Consider the following 19,923-nt stretch of genomic DNA (forward strand, 5'->3'; position numbering starts at 1 on the left):
AGCAGATATGGAACACTATATAAATCTATTTTTGCAGGCCACTTTTATCGACAACATGGCGCTGTCGTTCTTCTTGGGCATGTGTACTTTCTTGGCCGTGTCTAAAAAAGTGTCAACCGCCTTTGGTCTAGGTGTCGCTGTGATTGTGGTGATGACCTTAGCCGTGCCGTTAAACCAGCTTATTTACGTCAAAGTGCTCGCACCTGGTGCATTGTCTTGGGCGGGATTACCCGGTATCGATTTAAGTTACCTGCAGTTGATCACTTTCATCGGTGTGATTGCGGCGTTAGTGCAAATCCTTGAAATGTTTTTGGATAAGTACATTCCTAGCCTGTATGACTCCCTTGGGATCTTCTTACCTTTGCTCACAGTAAACTGCGCGATTTTTGCTGGGGTGATCTTTATGGCGAACCGTGATTACAACTTCGGTGAGTCGGTGGTGTTTGCTATGGGTTCGGGTTTTGGCTGGGCAGTGGCAATTGTGCTGCTGGCGGGGCTGCGTGAAAGAATGAAATTCAACGCGATTCCCGAAGGCTTACAAGGTATTGGTATCACCTTTATCACAACAGGCTTGATGGCGCTGGGCTTTATGTCTTTCTCAGGGATCTCGCTGTAAAGCTACAGTAGGCGAGCCAAGAATTGAGAAAGTGAAACCAGATTCTTTTTAGAAAAGAGCTAGAAAAGGGTAATACGATGGAAATGGCAATTGGCATAGGCATGTTCACGCTAGTGGTCTGTCTATTGGTGATAGTGATTCTAATCGCCAAAAAGCAATTAGTGGCTTCGGGTGAAGTGACGATCAGCATCAACGAAGATGCCGAAAAAAGCATTCAAGTTGCGGCGGGTGACAAGTTACTCGGCGCCTTGGCGAGTCAGAGTATTTTTATTCCGTCAGCCTGTGGTGGTGGCGGAACCTGCGGTCAGTGCCGAGTGAAAATCAAAGCGGGCGGCGGTGACATTCTGCCGACTGAAATGGGCCATATCACCAAGAAAGAGGCTAAAGAAGGTTGTCGTCTCGCCTGCCAAGTCTCAGTGAAAACCGATATGGAACTTGAGCTCGACGAAGAAATCTTTGGGGTGAAAAAGTGGCAATGTCAGGTGATCTCTAATGATAATAAGGCGACTTTTATCAAGGAGTTATTGCTTGAGTTACCCGAAGGTGAAGATGTTCGCTTTAAAGCGGGGGGTTATATTCAAATTGAAGCGCCAGCCCATGTGGTGAAATACGCCGACTTTGATATTCCTGAAAAATACCGTGGCGATTGGGACAAATACGGCCTGTTTGACATTGTCTCTACCGTCAACGAAGAAGTGTTGCGCGCTTACTCTATGGCCAACTATCCCGATGAAAAGGGCCGCATTATGCTGAACGTGCGGATTGCGACACCGCCATCGGCCAATGTGCCAGCGGGTAAGATGTCATCTTACATCTTCAACCTAAAAGCGGGCGATACAGTGACGATTTCAGGACCATTCGGCGAGTTCTTTGTGAAGGAAACCGATGCGGAAATGGTGTTTATCGGCGGCGGTGCGGGCATGGCACCTATGCGTTCACACATTTTCGATCAGCTTAAGAGTAAGAAAACCACACGTAAAATGAGCTTCTGGTACGGCGCACGTTCGACCCGTGAAGTGTTTTATCAAGCGGATTTCGATGCTCTAGCGGCCGAGAATGACAACTTCGTTTGGCATGTGGCGTTATCTGAGCCATTGCCTGAGGATAATTGGACTGGCTACACTGGCTTTATCCATAATGTGATTTATGAGAATTATCTTAAAAATCATAAGGCACCAGAAGATTGCGAGTACTACATGTGTGGTCCTCCAATCATGAACTCTTCAGTGATTAAGATGCTTGAAAGCTTAGGCGTTGAGCCCGAAAACATCTTACTCGATGACTTTGGTGATTAGCCGTTAAACTTAAGCTAGCACTTAATCAGAGCTTAATCAGAGCTTCAATTAGCGGTTAAAGCTTGAAACTCATAACTCGCGTTAAGGTAACTTAACGCGAGTTTTGTTTATTGCTTGTTAGCGTTTTTAAGTTCAAAGCCTCTAACAATGACATATGCGATAAGGGCAAATATGAATACGATGAGGTACATCCATGCGATACTTTGCAAAGTTTCAATAATTGTCCGATAGATCTCAATAGTCCAACGTTCTAGAGTTAGCTGTAGAATTTCAACATCTTTATGTCGAGCGGTAATGTAGCGCTCTAAATCATAAATCCTAACTCCACCTGAAATGCCCACAACGTATGTGGCAAAAATAATATATTTTTGCCAAGCGGCACTGATTGAATCTTGAATTATTCGAGAAAATATTTCTCCCAGTGGTTTTTTGAAAATCGAAACAACGAGAAATGAAACGGTTATAGATAGTGCAAATGTAATAAACAGTAATGTAAAAAACATGCTTTCTCCTTAGAACAGATAATCAAATTGAAAACTTTACCAGCCATTTAAAATCAACAGCATAATCTGCTTTCGGCTTACGTTAAAGTGAATTGTGATTGAGATCGCTTTAAGGATTTGTGCCTAGTGGGTGTCAATGTTTGTGAATGACTTTGCATTTAAAAACAATCAAACGAAGTTTGAAAAGCATAAAGTCGCCTCATAGTTATCAGTCTGTACTGGTCAACTCCATTCACTTTTAAAGGCTCAGTCCAGACTGTCATTCCAAATTTCAAACACAGCAACACTAAAAAAACTTGTGATATGCTTGCCGCTTTCAAATCTGGCCATTGGCCAATTACGTTAAGGATAACCCATGCGTTTGAGTGTTATCAGTACCCTGTTTACTGGTTTTTTATTATTTCCAAGTGCCAATAGTATTGCCGCATTACTAGAGACTGGGACTGAAAAAGCGCAGAGCGTGCAAGGTGATAAGTCGATTGCCGTTGAAAGCCAAACCGCATCTTCAGTATCGAAGGTGGCGGAGATTAAGATCTTAATCCAAGCCGCGATAAAGGATTCGCCACAGCCATTTAGTGGCAGTGTTATCCTGCTTGAGCAGGGCAAGCCGCAGTTTGAACTGCAAAAGGGCGAAGGTATTAGTCAAGATTCGCGCTTTGTGATGGCATCGCTCTCTAAACAAATCACTGCAACCTTGATATTACAGGCACTCGATGCGGGGAAACTCGACTTAAATCAAACGCTAAATCATTACCTTTTTGGTGATGCGAAGGGAGATAACGAGGCACTAAAAGGCACTGTGGCGGGTACAAATTCAAGTGCAAACGCTTTAAATCCCAGTCGTTATGACGAGCGGATTACGCTACACCAACTGCTGACTCATACATCGGGCGTCGATAAACTGGGTAAGGCCAATCGATTCGAGCCGGGTAGCCAATTTGAATACTCCAACTTCGGTTATTCACTTTTAGGGCAAGTGCTTGAGAAGGTCAATCACCAATCCTTTGCCGAGCAAGTGGCGCAGTTTGCAACGCGATACCAGTTTAATGGCCTGAGTGCTGAGCTTGGCAGTATTGAGGCTATTCGCGCCAAAGTGCCTTCACTCGCCATAGGTTTACAGGAAAGCGAGGTGATTGCCCCTGCTGACTTAGTGCTTGATGAAGCTTTGTTGCCCGCAGGGGGGTTAATTGCTTCAGCGCCAGCTTATGCCGCCTTTCAGTATCTATTACATTCTGGCAAGTTGATGAGCGCAGAGAGTTATCAACGGATGACAACGGCGTATACCGAGATCCAATTCTTATGGCCGAATATGCGCTATGGCTATGGGGTGAGGATCAATAAGGACGATGGCCTCGTCGAATACAGTCATACGGGCTATTTATCTGGCTATATGTCGATGACACTGCATTATCCCGAATTTAATTTGGATCTGGTGATGCTGGAAAATCTATCGCTAAATCTTAATGATCGCACTCGAGTATTTGAACTGCATAATCAGATACGTCAAATCATTCGTAGCCAGTTACTGCTTGCTAAAGTGTCTAATGTTAAGCCTTAAGTCTCTCCATTATGTTGGCTAATAGACGGCTAAGTCAGATGGTGTGAGTCTCGAAAGCATAAAGCCCCAACGTTAGGGCTTTATGCTTGGTACTCGTTGGTAGTTAAGGTGCTAATCGTTACCAGAAGCGCTTTCTCAGTGCGGTTTCAATTTCGATATCAACCCTAAAGTACTGCAAAATCGTCCAGACTGAATCGACTAAAGCTTCGGTTAGGGCGGGATAATCATCCTCGATTAACTTGTTTATCTCATCGACCGTATCATCGATATATTCCTGCACGCTTTCTTCAAACTCCGCTTGGGTGGCCTGATTGCGGAAAAAGCTAAAATCATTCAGTTTTTCAATCAGCAGATCGAGCTGTTCTTCTATGCCTTTAAATTGGGCGACAGTGATATCGGGATCCTTTGCGATAAGTTTAAAGAAGCTCTGCACTTTGGTTTTGAGATCGAACAGCGTTGGGATTTGGTTTTTATCTGAAGCCGCATTACTTACCTCTAATTTGGCCTTTTTAGACGCTATATCTAGTTGGCCAGTAGGAGCGTTATCATCCGCAGTCTCGGTTGTCTGCATATTTGAGATAGGCTTAGTTTCAGTCTGGGCGTGAACTTGAGTCGGCTGTTGCATTGTTTCGCCATTAATATGTTGCATCAGGCGACGGCTGAAATAGCTTTCTGGCTCCGCTACTTCGAGTACTCGCTCAAGCTGAGTTTCACTGTAGGAGGCTATTTGCAGCAGTGCTTCGAAAATCTCCTTATATTCCTGCTCTATAGCTGCGACCAGCGGGCTATTGCCGCGGCAGTTCTCAGTTGTTAAGTCGGCGCCATATTGTTGCAATAGCCTTAAGATCCGCACCGCCGTTGATTCAAAGCGAGGAAACTCGATTGAGCTGCCACCTATCACTGCGCAAAGGGCGGGGGTGGTGTCTTCAGCATTGATGGCATTAGGGTTTGCGCCATGTTCGAGTAGCGCTTCTACGCAGGACTGCGCGCCGTAGTAACAGGCGCACATGAGTGGCGTAAATTGCTCATCTACTGAGAATTCTTCAATTTTAGCTCCGTGGCGCAGTAAGAGTTCAACAGTATTACGTCGCATGGGGCCAGTGATTTGATCCCACCAGTAGGTCGAAATCGCCTTGTGTAGAATGGGCGAGTTATCATGGCCGCAATGGGTAAAAATATCCCCGCCTTGGTTAATAAGCCATTCAAGTAGTTGGGTTCGACAGGAGATAGCCGCCGCAGACACATAGTTAGTGTTGTAGATATTGGTGAGGTTTAAATCCAGCCCCTTGGTGAGCAGATATTCCATCACTTGAATAAGTGTTGCTTGATCTTCTTTACCTGAACCACGCTGGCAGAGGGTGAGTAAGGTCGGTTCATCCACTGCACCAAATTTTTTATTGATATCCATGCCATATTGCAGGAACAGATCGAGGAACTCGGGCAAAAAGGTTTTGTTTTCGACCATTGGATAAATCAGTAGTCGTAAGTTCGACCAGACTAACATCTCATAGGCTTTACCCGTATTTACAAATTCGGCATTAGGATTAGCGCCATATTTGAGCAAGAGTTCAAGGGCTTGATAGATGTAACTCCGTTTATTCACATCGGTAAATTTGGCGTGATCAAGATATTGGTTGAGCAAGGGGGAATGGTCGGCCTCGGGCGGAGTCATCCTATAGATGCGATTAATATCGACGGTGGCCTTAAGTAGCTTTTCGATAATCCCAAGGTCAAATTCTGAGGTCAATGCCGCATAGACTAAACTTTTGGCGTGGGAGTCTGCCTTGAGCTGCGGATAATGGTCTAGCAGATATTCAGTATATTCTTGTGATTTGGCATAAACACAAAGCTCGAGTAAATTGGCATCGTCCCAGAAGCTGCTGTCATTGGCCATAATATAACGGGACTTTTTAAATACAGGAAAGCGTTTTACTAAAGGAGCAAAGGCTTCAATCCCCCAGAATCCGCTCGAGGAAATAATATTTTCAATTAGACTTAATTTACCTATTTCTAATGGGATGTCTTTATTAATGATATGCAGGAATAGATCTTTACTTCGTTCATCATATAATATTTCTAGCGGGTGGTTTACTTCACCATTGGTCCAAAAGCTCACCGGTTTATTGATGTCTAACTTAGCTGCAAGTAGAAGATCTATCATATCTCTACGTTGATGATCCTGATAGATATACTGCGGATTAGGATGAAATAGATAGTTGAGCCAGCAATTATTGTATTGATTTTGAAAGTAAAGATTGGCACCAGAGTCTAGGTATAGGGTAACGAGTTCAGAGTTATTATATTCAATAGCCGAATGCAAGGCACTGAAACCATTGCATTCGATTTTAGCGCCTTTGTTGAGCAAGTATTTTATAAGCACTAAATCGGACTGAGGACTGCAAGATAGAGGAACTAATATGTTACAGGGCGAAACATTGAGATCAATAAAATTGAGATCTCCACTATCGGTAAGAAATTGATCAACTTTCTTTATTTTAGCCGAGGTCGAAAGTGTGTTATCTAGGCATATTTCCCGAAGAGTGAGTTTCTTATTACTAAAAATCCAACTGAGCATAATGTTCCCTATTTAATGCCGTTAACAAAATGGTATCAAACGCCTTTCAATTTATTAAAAATTGAGCGAGGTAAAATTGCCATATTTTAATGCAATTAAGTTAAGAAAAACTATGCCCTAAGACTGATAATTAAAATCATCTTGCTGAATAACATTTGCTGATACAAATTGATAATGCCAAACAAGTTGAATCATCGCTGCTTGGCATTGTTACTTCAGTTTGAATTCCGCTTTGTATTCTATTTATTCAGCTCTAGCAGCATTGGCATTTCGCAGGCGTCGTGGCCTGTATTCCCTAGGGGAGCGGATAGATGTACAAAGCCCAATTTCTCATAGAGTTTTACGGCTTCATTTAACGCGGCTGTGGTTTCTAAATAGCAGCTTTGATAACCCGTTTCGCGGGCGAAATCGAGTGCCATTAGTGCTACGCGTGTTGCGAGTCCTTTACCGCGAATTTCGGGCATAAAGTACATTTTCTGCAGTTCACAAACACCCTCATTGTTGGCTAACGGCGCAATGCCGGCGCCGCCTAGAATGCGACCCTCTAATTCAATAATCCAATAGTTGGCGCCCGCTTGGGAGTAAATCTGGCTGAGGCAATCTAAGGTCGGGTCGGCCACGCTATAACCTTTATCCGCGGTTAAGCCGTATTCGGCCGAGACATCGCGGATGACTTTGGCAATCGCGGCATCATCTTGGGCTGTGGCTTGGCGAATGTGACAGCCACTTTGGTGTTTGGCGTTATGTACGGCTTGGTTATATAACATAAGTGCCTCTTCAATTTGTGAGGTTTGTGCCGGAGTCAGTTGGGCTAAGATCTCTTGAAATAATTGATTTTGTTGAGTATCTAATTTCAGGAGTAACTTCTTCCCCGCGGGCGTGAGTTGTACTACTAAACAGCGACTGTCCCGTGGGTGTATTTGACTCTGGGCAAGATTTTTATCAATCAGATGCTTAATGGCTCGGCTCGCATTGGACTTATCTATGCTGAGTTTGCAGGCCAGCTCTTTGATGGTCAGCGGCTGCTTGCCTATCTCAAACAGGGCGTGGGCTTGCACGGGCGATAAGGGGAGATCCCCAAAGGCGGCATTGAGCATGCCTAAATTCCTCACCAGATAGCGAGATAAGTGCCTGAGTTGGGCGGATGAGCCTGACTCCGCCGTTTGCTTAGCGTGAATTACAGGCTTAACTGGATCTGGAGTCGATGGTGCGTCTGTGTGAGCCATAGTCGAATGGGTTTGGTTGCATGTCACAACTAAGTTAGCGGGCTTCAACTGCGCTTGCAACATGTTACTAACAAGTTTGTGCGTAAATATCGGGATTTAATAGCGGCGCCATGGCGAGAATAATCGCTTGGGTGTAATTACTTTCACGGGTCGCGTGGCCGTGGGTGAGCAAACCTATGGCACCGCCTTTTTGTTTGATATTGACAGTATTGAACAATCTATCCATCACATGCCCGAGTTCTTCGCCTGCTTCTAATGCCCGATAAACCTGCATTGGCAAAGGTAAAATTGCGCTGCGGCCAATGGCAAGTTGGTCTTTATGCCCAATGGCGATGTAGGCGAATGTGGCTGGGCCAAAGTCGAAACAATCGACACCGCCTTCCATCGCAAAATAGTAGTCGGCTTGAGTATCTTGTAGATCCTGCTGTTGACAGTAGTGCACCCGATTAATCGCCCCTTGGCGAGTGTCTTTATCTGTCATTGGCTGCGCCGCAACACCTGAAGGCGCATCCATACCGCTTGCGTCTATAATGCTTTCGGGGAACAGTTGTGCCATCGCTTTGGTTGCCGCGTTGATTTTTACTGGGTTTTTAGAACCCACTTTTATCTTGATAATTTTTTGTTGCATATAAGTTGTTTATTTCAGCTTTTAATGTGGACGCTCGTTTGAATCATTGCTTAAATGGTCTGAGGTGTCTAAGCGTTTGGGTTTTCTATTCTGCCACAGTCGTCGGCGAAGCTCAGTAAAAAGCCAACAGTAGGGGAGGCAATAGCCAGCCTTAGGGACTAGGAAGCGACATATGACTATTGCTCCTTCAGTAATGTAGGCTGGGATAAGCAGTAAGGCTATGTCATTGAAGGAACCAAAACCAAGAGATAATAATAATGAAATTCAACAAACTCGTGATCGCTATGGGGATGGCCTGCGGTGTAATACTCGCCGGCTGTAATGATAGCGAAGATAGCACTACGCCTACCGAACCTGAAACTCAACTGCAAACTTTTGCCCCCAATGGTTTACTCAAAGCCAGTATTCGCCGTACGACCTATGGCGTGCCGCATATCCAAGCTGACAACTTAGAAAGTTTAGGTTTTGGTAGCGGTTATGCGCAGGCACAGGACAACTTATGTGTATTAGCCGATGGTTTTATCAAGGCGAACTCACAGCGTTCTATGTATTTTGGTCCCCATGCGTCGATTGACTTCACTACGGGTCAACCTACGGCGGAAGATAACGGTAACCTTATCTCAGATTTTGCCTATAAAGCGCTAAAGATCAGAGCGCAAGCCGAAGAAAAATGGCCACAGTTTAGTGAAAACTCTCGGGCGCTGATCCAAGGTTTTACCTCTGGTTATAACCAATATCTGGCCGATGTTGAAGCGGGTACACAAACGGCAGAACCTTTCTGTAGCGGTCAGCCTTGGGTTAAACCCATAGTGCCAGAGGATGTGGTAACTTATCTGTTTTCAATCGCTTTGTTACCGGGCGCCGCCAACTTCCTCGATTTGATTTTTTACGCGAACCCGGGAGATGCGCAGGAATATATGCCGCGTATCGTAGGGCCTGCACCAAGCCAAGACCAAACCGCATTTGTGGCCGATATGCAGTCTAAGTTGATTGCCCGCGCGGCCCGCATCACCACGCCAGAGACCAATCCCCGAGGATTAGGCTCTAATGGTTGGGGTTTAGGTAAAGATAAAACCGAAAACGGTAAAGGCATGGTGCTCGGCAATCCGCATTTCCCACACACGGGTAACCTGCGTTTTTGGCAGTCCCATATTACGATCCCTGGGCATTTAGACATGATGGGCGGCTCGCTTGTGGGTATGCCTGGGCCGATTAATATCGGCTTCAACAAAGATTTAGCTTGGACTCATACCTTCTCAACCGCCGAACATTTTGTGATGTATAACTTAGAGTTAGTCTCGGGCGATCGGATGCAATATCTGTTCGATGGCAAACCAATGCCAATCACCAAAGAGACAGTATCGATTCTGGTGAATGCAGGTCCTGCCGGCATGTTAGTGGCCGAGAAGGATATTTACACCACGGCAAAAGGCCCTATGGTTGAAGCGCCACCTGCTTTAGCGCCTTTTGGTTGGGATGATGGCAGCGCCTTTATGATCCAAGACGCCAACATGGGCAATATGGACCCCGTTGACCATTGGTTGGCGATGGACATGGCGACCAATAAAGAAGAGTTCCAACAGGCCTTCAAGGATTACGACGGCGTTATCTTCAATAACACTATGTACGCCGATAAAGAGGGCAATGCTTTCTACATCGACGACTCGACAGTCCCTGGATTGTCTGAATCGGCAGTGGTGTTGTTAAAAACCTCACCGGATATTAAAGCGGCTAAGGCTAAGGCCGGATTTACGATTTTACCCGGTAACACATCGTTGTTTAGTTTTGATGGTCCAACACCCTATGAGCGTGCGCCCAAGCTTGAGCGTACTGACTTTGTGCAAAACTCTAATGACTCATTCTGGTCGACTAACTTGAATGAACCGCTGACTTATTTCTCGCCCATGTATGGACCAGAAGCGGGGCAGTTGTCGCTGCGAACGCGGATGGGCTTGAGCTTAATGCAAGATGCGGCGGGGGCAGATGGCAAGTTTAGCTTGGAAGAACTCGAAGCGGCGGTGTTGTCTAATCGCAGTTATCTTGCTGAGTTAGTGCTGCCTGATTTGATTGCCCAGTGTGATGCCCAAGGCAGCACGCCTGTTGTGGTGTCGGCGAGTTTATCTAAGGATGTCACTTCGGCGTGCACGGCGTTAAAAGCGTGGAATGGTAAGCAAGATAACGACAGCAAAGGCGGTGCTTTACTGCGTGAATTTGCCCACCAATTCAGCCAAACGACCATGTTGACCCAAGGATTCGATCCCGCCAATGCGGCGACGACACCTAAAACCTTGACCACAGATGGCAGCGCCTTAGTGGCCTTGGCCCATAGCGCACTGAATCTTGAGGCGGCGGGTTTTGCCTTAGATGCGCCATTGGGTGAGGTGCAATTTGTGGAGAAATCGCTGCCGGACGGGACGCCAAGCGGGTCGCGTTTACCTTGGCCTGGTAGCCACAATGCCGAGGGTGGATTCAACGTGTTCTCGACCAGTCTGTCGGGTGACGACACTTTAATCCCGCAGCACAAGTACGCACCTGTGATGGACGTGGTTACTGGCAAGGCGATGAGTTCTGGCTTAACGGCGAAGGGATACCAAGTGCGTTATGGGTCGAGCTGGATGATGGCGGTGAACTTTACTGACGAAGGGCCAGTGGCGCGGGGAATTTTAACTTACTCTGAGTCGAGTAATATCCTAACGCCAGCGTTTGCCGATCAAAGCATTTTGTACTCAAGCGAGAAAAGTTTCCGTCCGTTATTGTTCAAAGAGGCCGATATAGCGCCAGCCGTGGTGTCGACCACTGAGCTTGTGCTACAGAAACCTTAAGTCTGATTTTGCGTTAATCGTTAACGGCTCACTTCGGCGTTGGTTCCGCAGTGAGCCGTTTTTTATGGCGTTTGCGACTGATAGCGATTTGTAAAAATTTAACATTAGCGGATGTGATCTTGATCGACTTTAGCTATCGATATGCGGCATTGGATCTCGTTTTATGGCTTTTTGTGACCTAGATCCAATTCGGTGTTTTTCTCGGCGCTTATGCTATGTCACTGGCTTTGGTTTGAGGTGAAAATATTGTGTCGTTAAGCGGTTTTTTATGTGTGTTTTTTGCTGCTATATTGAAAATTTATTACATTAAATCAGCGATCTAGATCTCAATATCAGTTTATTATGAAATTCCCTTACATAAAGCCGTGTCAGATCAACTTTTATGAGCTTTTTTTGGTTATCCTTAGCGCGAATTTATTATGCTAGTCACACCGTAAGGTAACTTTTATATGCAAAAAGATGCGATCAGTGTTCTTGGAACACCTCAAAGCACACAGAATCTAGATTCAACGAAACACTTACCTTGGACTCGCCAAGATACGACTTGGATGTTGAGTTTATTTGGCACAGCCGTTGGCGCTGGAATTTTATTTTTACCCATCAATGCGGGCATGGGCGGCTTTTGGCCTCTCGTACTAATGGCAGTGATCATCGGTCCTATGACCTATCTTGCCCACCGCGGTTTATCTCGTTTTGTTTGTTCATCAAGCATTCCCGGCAGCGACATCACCCAAGTAGTAGAAGAACATTTTGGTGTGGGTGCGGGTAAAGCCATTACCATACTGTATTTCTTCGCCATCTATCCGATTGTATTAATTTACGGTGTGGGTATTACCAACACAGTCGATAGCTTTATCGTCAATCAGTTGGGCATGGCATCGCCACCACGCTTTATTTTATCGGGTGTATTGATCCTCGGTATGATGGCTGTGATGGTTGCGGGCGAGAAGTTCATGCTGAAAGTGACACAATTGCTGGTATATCCGCTGGTGGGTATTTTGGCCTTTATGTCGTTCTACCTGATCCCAGAATGGAAAATGGATGCCTTGCAAGTTGTGCCAGAAGCGGGTGCATTTTTAGGCACAGTGTGGTTAACGATCCCAGTATTGGTGTTCGCCTTTAACCATTCTCCTGCGATTTCACAGTTTTCAGTGTCACTGAAACGTGACCACGGCGCCAATGCTTCTCGTAAAGCTGACGTGATTTTACGTAACACTTCGATGATGTTAGTGGGCTTTGTGATGTTGTTTGTGTTCTCTTGTGTGCTGTCGTTATCGCCAGCCCAATTGGCAGAAGCGAAAGCGCAGAACTTACCGATTCTGTCTTACTTAGCCAACGTGCATTCAAGTGGTTTTGTGAGCTACTTTGGCCCGTTAATCGCCTTTATCGCGATTGTGTCCTCTTTCTTCGGCCATTACATGGGCGCGACAGAAGGCATGAAAGGCGTGATCGTTAAGCAGTTACGCTCAAGCGGCAAATCAGTCGCTGACGCTAAGATTAACAAGTTCATCCTAGGCTTTATGTTTGTCACTATCTGGGCTGTGGCTGTGATCAACCCAAGTATCCTAGGCATGATTGAAGCTTTAGGCGGCCCAATTATCGCGGCCATCCTGTACTTGATGCCTATGTATGCCGTGTATAAAGTGCCAGCGTTAAAAGCCTATCGTGGCCGTATCAGCAATATCTTCGTGATCATTGCAGGTTTACTGGCGATGACGGCGATTCTGTTTGGTTTCTTCCGTTAAGTTTTACTAGTGCAGTGAAGCTTAACGAGGAGTTAGCGTTAGGTTTTTAATCTGAATCGTGACTCGTAAAAAAAGGATCGTGCCATTGGCCCGATCCTTTTTTATTACGAATAAGCTATTGAAGCACTTATTTTTCTTCGTACATTAAATAGTAACTCTGCTTCATCCCTAAGGCTTGATAGGTCTGCTGGGCGGCGAGGTTTTCTTGCTCAACATATAAACGGAAGCTGGCAGCGCCACCATTGGCTTCGGCCAGTTGTTTGACTTCACTGTAGAGCTTGCCATAAATGCCTTGGCGACGATTTTGCGGGCGAATATATACACTCTGGATCCAGTAATAATCCTTGGCGCGCCAATCGCTCCATTCAAATGTCACCATAAGCGAGCCGACTATCTCACCTTCAATTTCGGCGACGAGGTAAAAGCCTTTTTGCGGACTTTCAAGTAGCGTGCCCACGCCGCGGGTTAGTGTCGCTTCATCTAAGGCTAAGCCTTCGGTTTCTTGGGCCATCGCCTGATTAAATTGGACTAAGGCACTGAGGTCCTGAGCTTTAGCTTTACGGATCAACATACAACAACTCCTAGGCGGTTATTGAGTAATACCGCTCTTGTTTAGTGAACAACCATTTTGTGGCTCACTTTAGCATGGAACATTGTGGGATAACGAGTTCGGCAGTGGCAGGTTTGGCGCTGATATTATTTGTTACCGCTGATTTTTGTACGACTAAAGTCTTATCTGCTAGGCTTATCTCTAGTGCCCTTTTTGAACTAAGTGAGCTAATGATGGGATTCGTTAAGTCGACACGCCGCTATAAGCTTAAGGTTTTACCTGCCTTTGATCTTGGTGCTGATGAGAAAATTAATCATCGTTTACACTTTGTATTCACTTTATTGAGCTTTGGTTTATGGGGATTAGTTTGGTGGTGGTTGATCTTGAAAGCTAAGGGTAAGTCTGACTTTATTTTCAGTGGTTTTGATGACGATTACTGGAGTTACTTGATTGAACGTGAGCAACCGCCAGCAGCGCTTTATCGTCAGCAAATTGCACCCGTTATGGTGACAGTCTATTTTGATGCTTAATATAAAGGTTAAGTATGCAGTCGCGTTGGTCGATGTCGTTGGCATATTTGGCTGGTTTTACGGCGGTTGGCATCAACGTGATACAGATCATCCTTAGATTTTTGCCCGTTATGCTAGACTCTGCGCTCAGCTAATTTGGGGAATAAATTAGTGCCAGCCAAGGATAGGCATTCGCCCGTTCTTCATTTCAAATTCAAGGTTATTAACATGTCAAAACAAACGTCATCAATGTTAGGCCGTACATGGTCCTACTGGATGTCAGTGCCTCTGTGGCTACAAATTCTAGTCGGTATGGTGCTCGGAATTACGGTTGGCGTAGTATTAGGTGAGCAAGCGACGGTGTTAAAACCGATTGGAACCTTATTCGTCAATATTATTAAGATGTTGATTGTGCCGTTAGTGTTTTGTTCACTGATCGTGGGTGTGACTTCGATGGAAGACACTGCCAAGATGGGCCGGATTGGTTTTAAGTCCTTTACTTTCTATCTTTGTACTACGGCAATTGCTATCAGTATTGGATTGGCCGTTGGATATGTTATCCAGCCTGGTGCGGGTCTTGATTTACCCTTACCCTCAGGTGTTTCTGATGTAGCGAAGGAAGTGCCTTCGGTAATGCAGACTCTGATTGATATAGTCCCAACCAACCCTATCGCGGCGTTAGCTAACGGTCAGATCTTGCAAGTTATCGTTTTTGCGGTTGCCTTAGGGATTGCCTTAGTGTTGATCGGTGACCATGGAAAACCAGCGATTAAAGTGTTCGAGAGTCTTGCTGAAGCCATGTACAAGTTAACCGATATGGTGATGAAGCTGGCGCCCTATGGCGTATTTGGATTGATGGCTTGGGTGGCGGGAGCATACGGGATTGAAATGTTACTCCCTCTGCTTAAGGTTATTGTTGCCGTCTACGTTGGCTGCATTATTCACGTATTAGGCTTCTACAGTATTGTTTTGAGTATGTTTTCTAAGCTGAATCCTCTACATTTTTTCAAGGGGATCAGTAATGCAATGGCTGTGGCATTTACTACCTCTAGTTCAGCGGGTACCTTACCTGCGAGCATGAAATGCGCCAGCGAATACTTAGGTGTGAACAAGAAAATTTCCAGTTTTGTATTGCCGCTGGGTACAACTATTAACATGGATGGCACCGCTTTATATCAAGGTGTGACGGCTCTTTTTGTCGCCCAAGCTTTTGGTATTGACTTAACTTGGGTAGATTACCTCACCATTATTTTAACGGCGACCTTAGCCTCAATTGGTACGGCGGGCGTACCAGGCGCGGGTTTGGTGATGTTGACGTTAGTATTATCGACAGTCGGTTTACCCTTGGAAGGCGTGGCGTTAATTGCTGGGATTGACCGGATTTTGGATATGGCACGCACGGTAGTTAACGTATCCGGTGACTTAGTGGCGACAACTGTGATTGCTAAATCTGAGGATGAATTGGATATGGAGCACTACAATGCCGATATGGTGCAAAGTGCCGTGCTAGCCGAGCAGAATATCGCCCTCGAAACCGCGGCTGAGCAAAGCGCTAAAGTCTAGTCGTCTTCGGCTGCTGGTTGTAGAACGAAAAAACCGCCAATGGCGGTTTTTTTATGCGAGTCAATTGTACTTTGCTGAAGCTTATCTCGTTGAGTTTACTTCAGTTCGCTTACTTCACAGGGCTTACTTCAGTTGGCTCAAGATTAGCACTGGCTTGTCGTCGCTGTTGAGTAGCGTCAGGCGACCTTGCACTAGCTTAGCTTTAGCCACTAATGGCATTGCTTGCATCACTTTGTGCTCTTGCTGCATTAGCGCATCGACACAGGCTTTCATTGTGCTACCGGCAGGAGATAGCTTAAGCTCTTGGCCTTGCTGAGTATATTGACCGAAAAAGTTATTACAGCTGTTGTTGCCGTGTAATTTGCCTTCGGCCTCAAAGGTGATTTGCGCTGGGCTGTAATCGATAGTCGGTTGGCCTTGAACCATCTCAATGTGCCAGCTGCCCTCTAATGGAATGGTCTCATTTTGGGCGACATCGGTACTTTGGCAGGCGGTGAGTCCTAACAGTAGCGCACCTAAGATGAATGTTTGTTTTAACATCGTTACGGTTCCTTTTTCCATGGTTATGGCCATAGTGTGACAAGTTTTACTCAAGATCTAAAGAGGTTTATATGACGGACTCATTTAAAAGTACTATGAATTTGTTGAAGTTTTTACATTGGTTAGGTGTATTGATGCTAGTTTGTGGACTTGGGTTCTATATGTTGACGCAATGGAGTCTAGAGATAAGCGGCATGTTACTGATCTCAAGCCTGATTGGCTTAGGGTTGGTTCTAATGTCACCCTATCCCGTGGTGCTGTTTATCCAGTGGGCGAAGCGCCAGGATGAGCAATCTAAGTGATTTTTTGCTGCCTCAAATTAAATCTACATTTCAGTTAAGCCTAAAATTGATTACATCACTGCTTGATTAACTTAAAGCGCCGCCGAATCTGCGGCGGGATTATCGTATAAGCTTGAGTCTATGGCGGGCTTAACTGGCGTGTCTTCAACCTCAGGCTTTGGTGGTTGCATTGAATCAAGTTTGCCCCGCGCGAGTTCCATCATGGGCGCGAGTTTTGCACTGGATTCTGGAGTGAAGAAACTGTAACTCGCATCGAGTTTAAGCTGGTGGTTTTGTTGTTCTAACTGTTTTTCTACCCGCTTCATAATATGCTGAATATCCCGCTCACCATCGACAAAGGCCAGTACCACAAATTGCGTGGTGTTGTAGTGGGCGGCAACGTCTGCGGTCCGTATCGTATCTTGAATTAACTTACCCAACAGCCTGTGATGATTATCTTCGAGGGGGATGGGCGTGTTATCTGGGCTCAGTAATTCAAAGAAGATGATGCCTGCATGGGCACCAAAGCGGCGGCCTAAATTGAGCTGTCTTGGCGCCATCATCAAAAAACCATAATGATTGAGCATGCCGGTTTCTTGGTCGCGCATCGAAAGGGATTCAATGCGATGGTTCTGGCACAGCAGAGATAATTCCTGTTGCAGCAATATCTGAAACGGTTCGAGCATAGCGGCATTGGCTAGCGGGTCTGCCATATGTGGGTTGAGTACGCACAGGGCGCCAAATTGGCTGCCATCGGGCCAAGCAATTGGGCGCGAGAGAATGTGCTGAATGCCATCAAAATCCCGTGGTAAATCATCCAACATAAAGCTGCCGAGGTTTTGATATAAACCGTCGGGTTGGCTATTTTGTATCTGTTGAAAAAGTTCGAGTTCTGCGGAGTACAAAGTGCCCGCGGTAAATTGTGGTGTTTCAGTGATTGCACTGACAATGATCTCAAATCCTGCGCTGGTCTTTTGGAATATAAAAACCGTGTTAGCGTTGTAATAGCTGTTGATTAGCTCACATTGGTGCATCCAGCGAGTGAGATTCACTTGTTGATTGTCGCTATCAAGTAAACTCAAGTTGGGATTAATGGTTTCGGGCAACATACAAACGCCTAACTAGGGCTAAATATTCATTAAGTTTGGGAAATAAAAGGGGATTTAGCAAATCAAGGCACTAAATAATACCTTGTTCTAGCTGTGTCTATTAATCCAACCGAGTATACTGACGGCCTTAAATTGGGCCTAAAGCCAAGATGATGCCGTGAGAACACTGTGAAGATTAGATTAGCCTTACCCCAAGATGTTGATTTATTAGCGATGCTAGAGAAAAAACATCTTAATGACGAATTAGCCTCCGCCAATATGGGACTGCAAGGGCAAGCTTTTTCTCACAGTGAATTGAGCGAATTAGTGCAGCATCATTGGGTCGTAGTGGCGCAGGTTGAGCAGCAGATCGTCGGTTATGTGATTGCCGGCCGCTGGGGATTTTTCGAACATTGGCCCATTTACCGCACTTTGTTGAATCGTTTGCCACAACTCGATTGGGATGGGCCTAAATTAACTAAGGCCAACTCTTGCCAATACGGGCCGATTTGGGTACAGCAAGCCTACCGTGGACAAGGGATTTTTGAGGCATTAGTCAGTGAAATTCGTCGCCAAGTTGCCCCGCATTTTAGCTATATGTTGACCTTTATCGCCGAAGATAATGAACGTTCCTTTGCCGCCCACTCGGGAAAAGCGCACATGCAGGTAGTGGATTTTTTCACCGTCTCAGCGCGGGATTACTATTTAATGGCGGCAGCGACCCAAGCTTAGTTGTTCGATGATAGAAATTAAGGATTTAATCTCTACTGTGTAAATAACCCGAGTTCAGGTTAAATAACGGAGATAAATACATGAATGTACAATTTGTTGAGTCACTATTAACGGCCTATGCCGAAGTCAATTTATCGGCTTGGGACAACTTGAGATTGGTCTTATCTGAATGCTCCCACCATGAATATGAGGCGAGGGGATTTGAAGTCGAGTTTGTCTTAGACTCAGGGCAAGCGCAGCATTATTGGGTACAAGTGGGGAATATTTGGCTCGATTGTGGCCGAACCAATGCCTATTCGGCGACGATAACGCAACTGAGCGATGCGCAAGTCCGCCGCGCGAATACAAAAAAGGCGCTGGAGTGCGCCATTTTATCCCAAGAGCAGATTGGTCTACTCTGCATGCAAAACGCCCATTTCGACCATTGCTAAGTGCGCTTATTCAGTCCGTTTCTCAATCGCTTTTTTGATCAATACTTCTTCATCAGAAAGATGCGCTGAGGGGTAGTGGTGACTGTGCCTATGATCTCAAACCCTTGTTTTTCATAAAACACAGGGGCTTGAATCGATAAGGTATCCACTTGAGCGACCAGGCATCCCCGTTGCTTCGCCTCAGCTTCGGCAAGCTCCATCAGTTTATGCCCAAGCCCTGTGCCTCTGGTTTGGTCATCAACCCAGACAACATTGATTAAGAAGTTTTTATAGATAGTCCGTCCACCCACACCACCAATCAACTTGCCATTTTCATCACGTGCTATGACAGTCAAAGGCACTGATTTCTCAGGCCCTAATAGCCCAGCATTAAATTGCCTAACGCCGTCTACCAGCGCATCCACAATCGCGTTATTTTCTTCATGAATAACTTCAAATTTCACTTAAATTTCTTCCTTAAAAATATTTTTTTGCTTTCAAATCATATAGCAACTATCAGTAAACTCAATGTTGGACAGAAGTGCGTTAGATTTAATGCACTAAAGGTGAGTAATAGCATTTAGATTCGTTGGCTGATATCCATTAACGCAGGCTTGCCATGGCATTCGCTCGTCAGTCCTTTGATGCTCGACCGCCCCGTCAATGGGGCGGACGGTCGTCTCGCTATCACCATGTCTCACTTTTTTGGTATTAGCGGAACCTGTGGATTGAAAAGATTACACAATATACTTTTGGACAGAAATGTGTTGGAAAGTAGTGTTTTGGGAGCAGTAATTTCAGTTGTTAGAAGTTTAGCGTTTACGGGTATCCACTCACACAGGCTTGCCATGGCATTCGCTCACCGACACGCAGCTAGTCCGTCCTTGGATGCTCGACCGCCCCGTCCATGGGGCGGACGGTCGTCTCGCCAATCACCATTGCTCACCTTTTTGGCATTAGCGGAACCTGTAGATTGAAAAGATTACGTAACATACTTTTGGACAGAAGTACTTTAAGAATTTCTGGATAGCACTGCTGAAGGATCAAACTTGGTCATTTAATTCTTTAAGTGTTGGCTTATGATGAGCCATGGCATTCGCTCACCGACACGCAGCAAGTCCGTATATGGACACCTCGAATAGATCAACCACTTTTTGAGTAACAGAAAGTAATACTGCGTACGTATATCCGACCTGTTTGTGAGAATCTTTGTTCTCTGGCCTTAATGAGAACCGCGCCTTTGCTGCTTATCGTCCTTTCGGAGTCATATGCTCCTTGTACT

The 19,923-nt window shown here is 45.5% G+C and carries 18 protein-coding genes; 10 read left to right on the plus strand and 8 right to left on the minus strand.

Annotation, left to right across the window (positions count from 1 at the left end):
- Window positions 1–7 precede the first annotated feature (7 nt).
- Together nqrE and nqrF are read left to right on the plus strand one after the other, a co-directional pair.
- A complete protein-coding gene (gene nqrE, locus Q4Q52_RS04030) occupies window positions 8–616 on the plus strand; it encodes an NADH:ubiquinone reductase (Na(+)-transporting) subunit E (protein ID WP_106651538.1) in 609 nt (202 codons plus the stop codon).
- A gap of 77 nt (window positions 617–693) precedes the next feature.
- Window positions 694–1,911: an NADH:ubiquinone reductase (Na(+)-transporting) subunit F gene (nqrF, locus tag Q4Q52_RS04035; protein ID WP_311989893.1), complete on the plus strand. Its 1,218-nt coding sequence runs from the start codon at window positions 694–696 to the stop codon at window positions 1,909–1,911.
- 107 nt (window positions 1,912–2,018) lie between these two features.
- Here the strand turns inward: nqrF and Q4Q52_RS04040 are convergent, their stop codons facing one another.
- A complete protein-coding gene (locus Q4Q52_RS04040) occupies window positions 2,019–2,414 on the minus strand; it encodes a hypothetical protein (RefSeq protein WP_006084039.1) in 396 nt (131 codons plus the stop codon).
- 355 nt (window positions 2,415–2,769) lie between these two features.
- Here Q4Q52_RS04040 and Q4Q52_RS04045 point away from each other — a divergent pair, with 355 nt between their 5' ends.
- Window positions 2,770–3,972, plus strand: a complete 1,203-nt coding sequence (locus tag Q4Q52_RS04045) for a serine hydrolase (protein WP_071938527.1) — start codon at window positions 2,770–2,772, stop codon at window positions 3,970–3,972.
- A gap of 118 nt (window positions 3,973–4,090) precedes the next feature.
- Here the strand turns inward: Q4Q52_RS04045 and Q4Q52_RS04050 are convergent, their stop codons facing one another.
- The 3 genes from Q4Q52_RS04050 to yjjX form a co-directional block, all read right to left on the minus strand.
- Window positions 4,091–6,547 (minus strand): ankyrin repeat domain-containing protein, encoded by a 2,457-nt coding sequence (locus tag Q4Q52_RS04050; protein ID WP_311989894.1) that lies wholly within the window; start codon window positions 6,545–6,547, stop codon window positions 4,091–4,093.
- Between the two features lie 239 nt (window positions 6,548–6,786).
- Window positions 6,787–7,836 (minus strand): bifunctional helix-turn-helix transcriptional regulator/GNAT family N-acetyltransferase, encoded by a 1,050-nt coding sequence (locus tag Q4Q52_RS04055; protein ID WP_259509583.1) that lies wholly within the window; start codon window positions 7,834–7,836, stop codon window positions 6,787–6,789.
- A 4-nt stretch (window positions 7,837–7,840) separates the two neighbouring features.
- Window positions 7,841–8,401: an inosine/xanthosine triphosphatase gene (gene yjjX, locus Q4Q52_RS04060; protein ID WP_063884160.1), complete on the minus strand. Its 561-nt coding sequence runs from the start codon at window positions 8,399–8,401 to the stop codon at window positions 7,841–7,843.
- 257 nt (window positions 8,402–8,658) lie between these two features.
- Between yjjX and Q4Q52_RS04065 the strand changes: the two genes are divergently transcribed.
- Window positions 8,659–11,223: an acylase gene (locus Q4Q52_RS04065; RefSeq protein ID WP_311989895.1), complete on the plus strand. Its 2,565-nt coding sequence runs from the start codon at window positions 8,659–8,661 to the stop codon at window positions 11,221–11,223.
- A gap of 449 nt (window positions 11,224–11,672) precedes the next feature.
- On the plus strand, window positions 11,673–12,968 hold the full coding sequence (locus Q4Q52_RS04070) for an aromatic amino acid transport family protein (protein WP_311989896.1): 1,296 nt from the start codon (window positions 11,673–11,675) through the stop codon (window positions 12,966–12,968).
- 127 nt (window positions 12,969–13,095) lie between these two features.
- On the opposite strand, the gene Q4Q52_RS04075 is transcribed toward Q4Q52_RS04070, so the two are convergent.
- Window positions 13,096–13,539, minus strand: a complete 444-nt coding sequence (locus Q4Q52_RS04075) for a GNAT family N-acetyltransferase (protein ID WP_006084032.1) — start codon at window positions 13,537–13,539, stop codon at window positions 13,096–13,098.
- A gap of 212 nt (window positions 13,540–13,751) precedes the next feature.
- Here Q4Q52_RS04075 and Q4Q52_RS04080 point away from each other — a divergent pair, with 212 nt between their 5' ends.
- Window positions 13,752–14,048, plus strand: a complete 297-nt coding sequence (locus tag Q4Q52_RS04080; protein WP_311905254.1) for a hypothetical protein — start codon at window positions 13,752–13,754, stop codon at window positions 14,046–14,048.
- Window positions 14,049–14,255: 207 nt separating this feature from the next.
- The gene (locus Q4Q52_RS04085; protein ID WP_106651526.1) at window positions 14,256–15,590 is read left to right on the plus strand and encodes a dicarboxylate/amino acid:cation symporter; all 1,335 of its coding nucleotides are present in this window, start codon (window positions 14,256–14,258) and stop codon (window positions 15,588–15,590) included.
- 123 nt (window positions 15,591–15,713) lie between these two features.
- On the opposite strand, the gene Q4Q52_RS04090 is transcribed toward Q4Q52_RS04085, so the two are convergent.
- A complete protein-coding gene (locus tag Q4Q52_RS04090; protein ID WP_006080326.1) occupies window positions 15,714–16,130 on the minus strand; it encodes an META domain-containing protein in 417 nt (138 codons plus the stop codon).
- A 71-nt stretch (window positions 16,131–16,201) separates the two neighbouring features.
- Between Q4Q52_RS04090 and Q4Q52_RS04095 the strand changes: the two genes are divergently transcribed.
- The gene (locus Q4Q52_RS04095) at window positions 16,202–16,432 is read left to right on the plus strand and encodes a hypothetical protein (RefSeq protein WP_006080327.1); all 231 of its coding nucleotides are present in this window, start codon (window positions 16,202–16,204) and stop codon (window positions 16,430–16,432) included.
- 71 nt (window positions 16,433–16,503) lie between these two features.
- Here the strand turns inward: Q4Q52_RS04095 and Q4Q52_RS04100 are convergent, their stop codons facing one another.
- On the minus strand, window positions 16,504–17,520 hold the full coding sequence (locus Q4Q52_RS04100; RefSeq protein ID WP_259569351.1) for a GGDEF domain-containing protein: 1,017 nt from the start codon (window positions 17,518–17,520) through the stop codon (window positions 16,504–16,506).
- Window positions 17,521–17,688: 168 nt separating this feature from the next.
- On the opposite strand from Q4Q52_RS04100, the gene Q4Q52_RS04105 reads away from it, so the two are divergent.
- Window positions 17,689–18,231 (plus strand): GNAT family N-acetyltransferase, encoded by a 543-nt coding sequence (locus Q4Q52_RS04105; RefSeq protein WP_311989897.1) that lies wholly within the window; start codon window positions 17,689–17,691, stop codon window positions 18,229–18,231.
- An 80-nt stretch (window positions 18,232–18,311) separates the two neighbouring features.
- On the plus strand, window positions 18,312–18,662 hold the full coding sequence (locus Q4Q52_RS04110) for a hypothetical protein (RefSeq protein WP_311989898.1): 351 nt from the start codon (window positions 18,312–18,314) through the stop codon (window positions 18,660–18,662).
- 38 nt (window positions 18,663–18,700) lie between these two features.
- Here Q4Q52_RS04110 and Q4Q52_RS04115 read toward each other — a convergent pair whose 3' ends face one another.
- Window positions 18,701–19,105: a GNAT family N-acetyltransferase gene (locus Q4Q52_RS04115; RefSeq protein ID WP_311989899.1), complete on the minus strand. Its 405-nt coding sequence runs from the start codon at window positions 19,103–19,105 to the stop codon at window positions 18,701–18,703.
- Window positions 19,106–19,923 lie beyond the last annotated feature (818 nt).

It is taken from the genome of Shewanella sp. SP1S2-4 (assembly GCF_031932075.1).
Taxonomy (GTDB): domain Bacteria; phylum Pseudomonadota; class Gammaproteobacteria; order Enterobacterales; family Shewanellaceae; genus Shewanella; species Shewanella baltica.

Excerpts from the sequence above, each read along its gene's own strand:
- Q4Q52_RS04040 (WP_006084039.1), bottom strand. The coding sequence starts at position 2,414 with ATGTTTTTTACATTACTGTTTATTACATTTGCACTATCTATAACCGTT.
- yjjX (WP_063884160.1), bottom strand. The coding sequence starts at position 8,401 with ATGCAACAAAAAATTATCAAGATAAAAGTGGGTTCTAAAAACCCAGTA.
- Q4Q52_RS04100 (WP_259569351.1), bottom strand. The coding sequence starts at position 17,520 with ATGTTGCCCGAAACCATTAATCCCAACTTGAGTTTACTTGATAGCGAC.
- Q4Q52_RS04085 (WP_106651526.1), top strand. The coding sequence starts at position 14,256 with ATGTCAAAACAAACGTCATCAATGTTAGGCCGTACATGGTCCTACTGG.
- nqrE (WP_106651538.1), top strand. The coding sequence starts at position 8 with ATGGAACACTATATAAATCTATTTTTGCAGGCCACTTTTATCGACAAC.
- Q4Q52_RS04095 (WP_006080327.1), top strand. The coding sequence starts at position 16,202 with ATGACGGACTCATTTAAAAGTACTATGAATTTGTTGAAGTTTTTACAT.
- Q4Q52_RS04055 (WP_259509583.1), bottom strand. The coding sequence starts at position 7,836 with ATGTTGCAAGCGCAGTTGAAGCCCGCTAACTTAGTTGTGACATGCAAC.
- nqrF (WP_311989893.1), top strand. The coding sequence starts at position 694 with ATGGAAATGGCAATTGGCATAGGCATGTTCACGCTAGTGGTCTGTCTA.
- Q4Q52_RS04075 (WP_006084032.1), bottom strand. The coding sequence starts at position 13,539 with ATGTTGATCCGTAAAGCTAAAGCTCAGGACCTCAGTGCCTTAGTCCAA.
- Q4Q52_RS04090 (WP_006080326.1), bottom strand. The coding sequence starts at position 16,130 with ATGTTAAAACAAACATTCATCTTAGGTGCGCTACTGTTAGGACTCACC.
- Q4Q52_RS04080 (WP_311905254.1), top strand. The coding sequence starts at position 13,752 with ATGGGATTCGTTAAGTCGACACGCCGCTATAAGCTTAAGGTTTTACCT.
- Q4Q52_RS04065 (WP_311989895.1), top strand. The coding sequence starts at position 8,659 with ATGAAATTCAACAAACTCGTGATCGCTATGGGGATGGCCTGCGGTGTA.
- Q4Q52_RS04110 (WP_311989898.1), top strand. The coding sequence starts at position 18,312 with ATGAATGTACAATTTGTTGAGTCACTATTAACGGCCTATGCCGAAGTC.
- Q4Q52_RS04070 (WP_311989896.1), top strand. The coding sequence starts at position 11,673 with ATGCAAAAAGATGCGATCAGTGTTCTTGGAACACCTCAAAGCACACAG.
- Q4Q52_RS04050 (WP_311989894.1), bottom strand. The coding sequence starts at position 6,547 with ATGCTCAGTTGGATTTTTAGTAATAAGAAACTCACTCTTCGGGAAATA.
- Q4Q52_RS04045 (WP_071938527.1), top strand. The coding sequence starts at position 2,770 with ATGCGTTTGAGTGTTATCAGTACCCTGTTTACTGGTTTTTTATTATTT.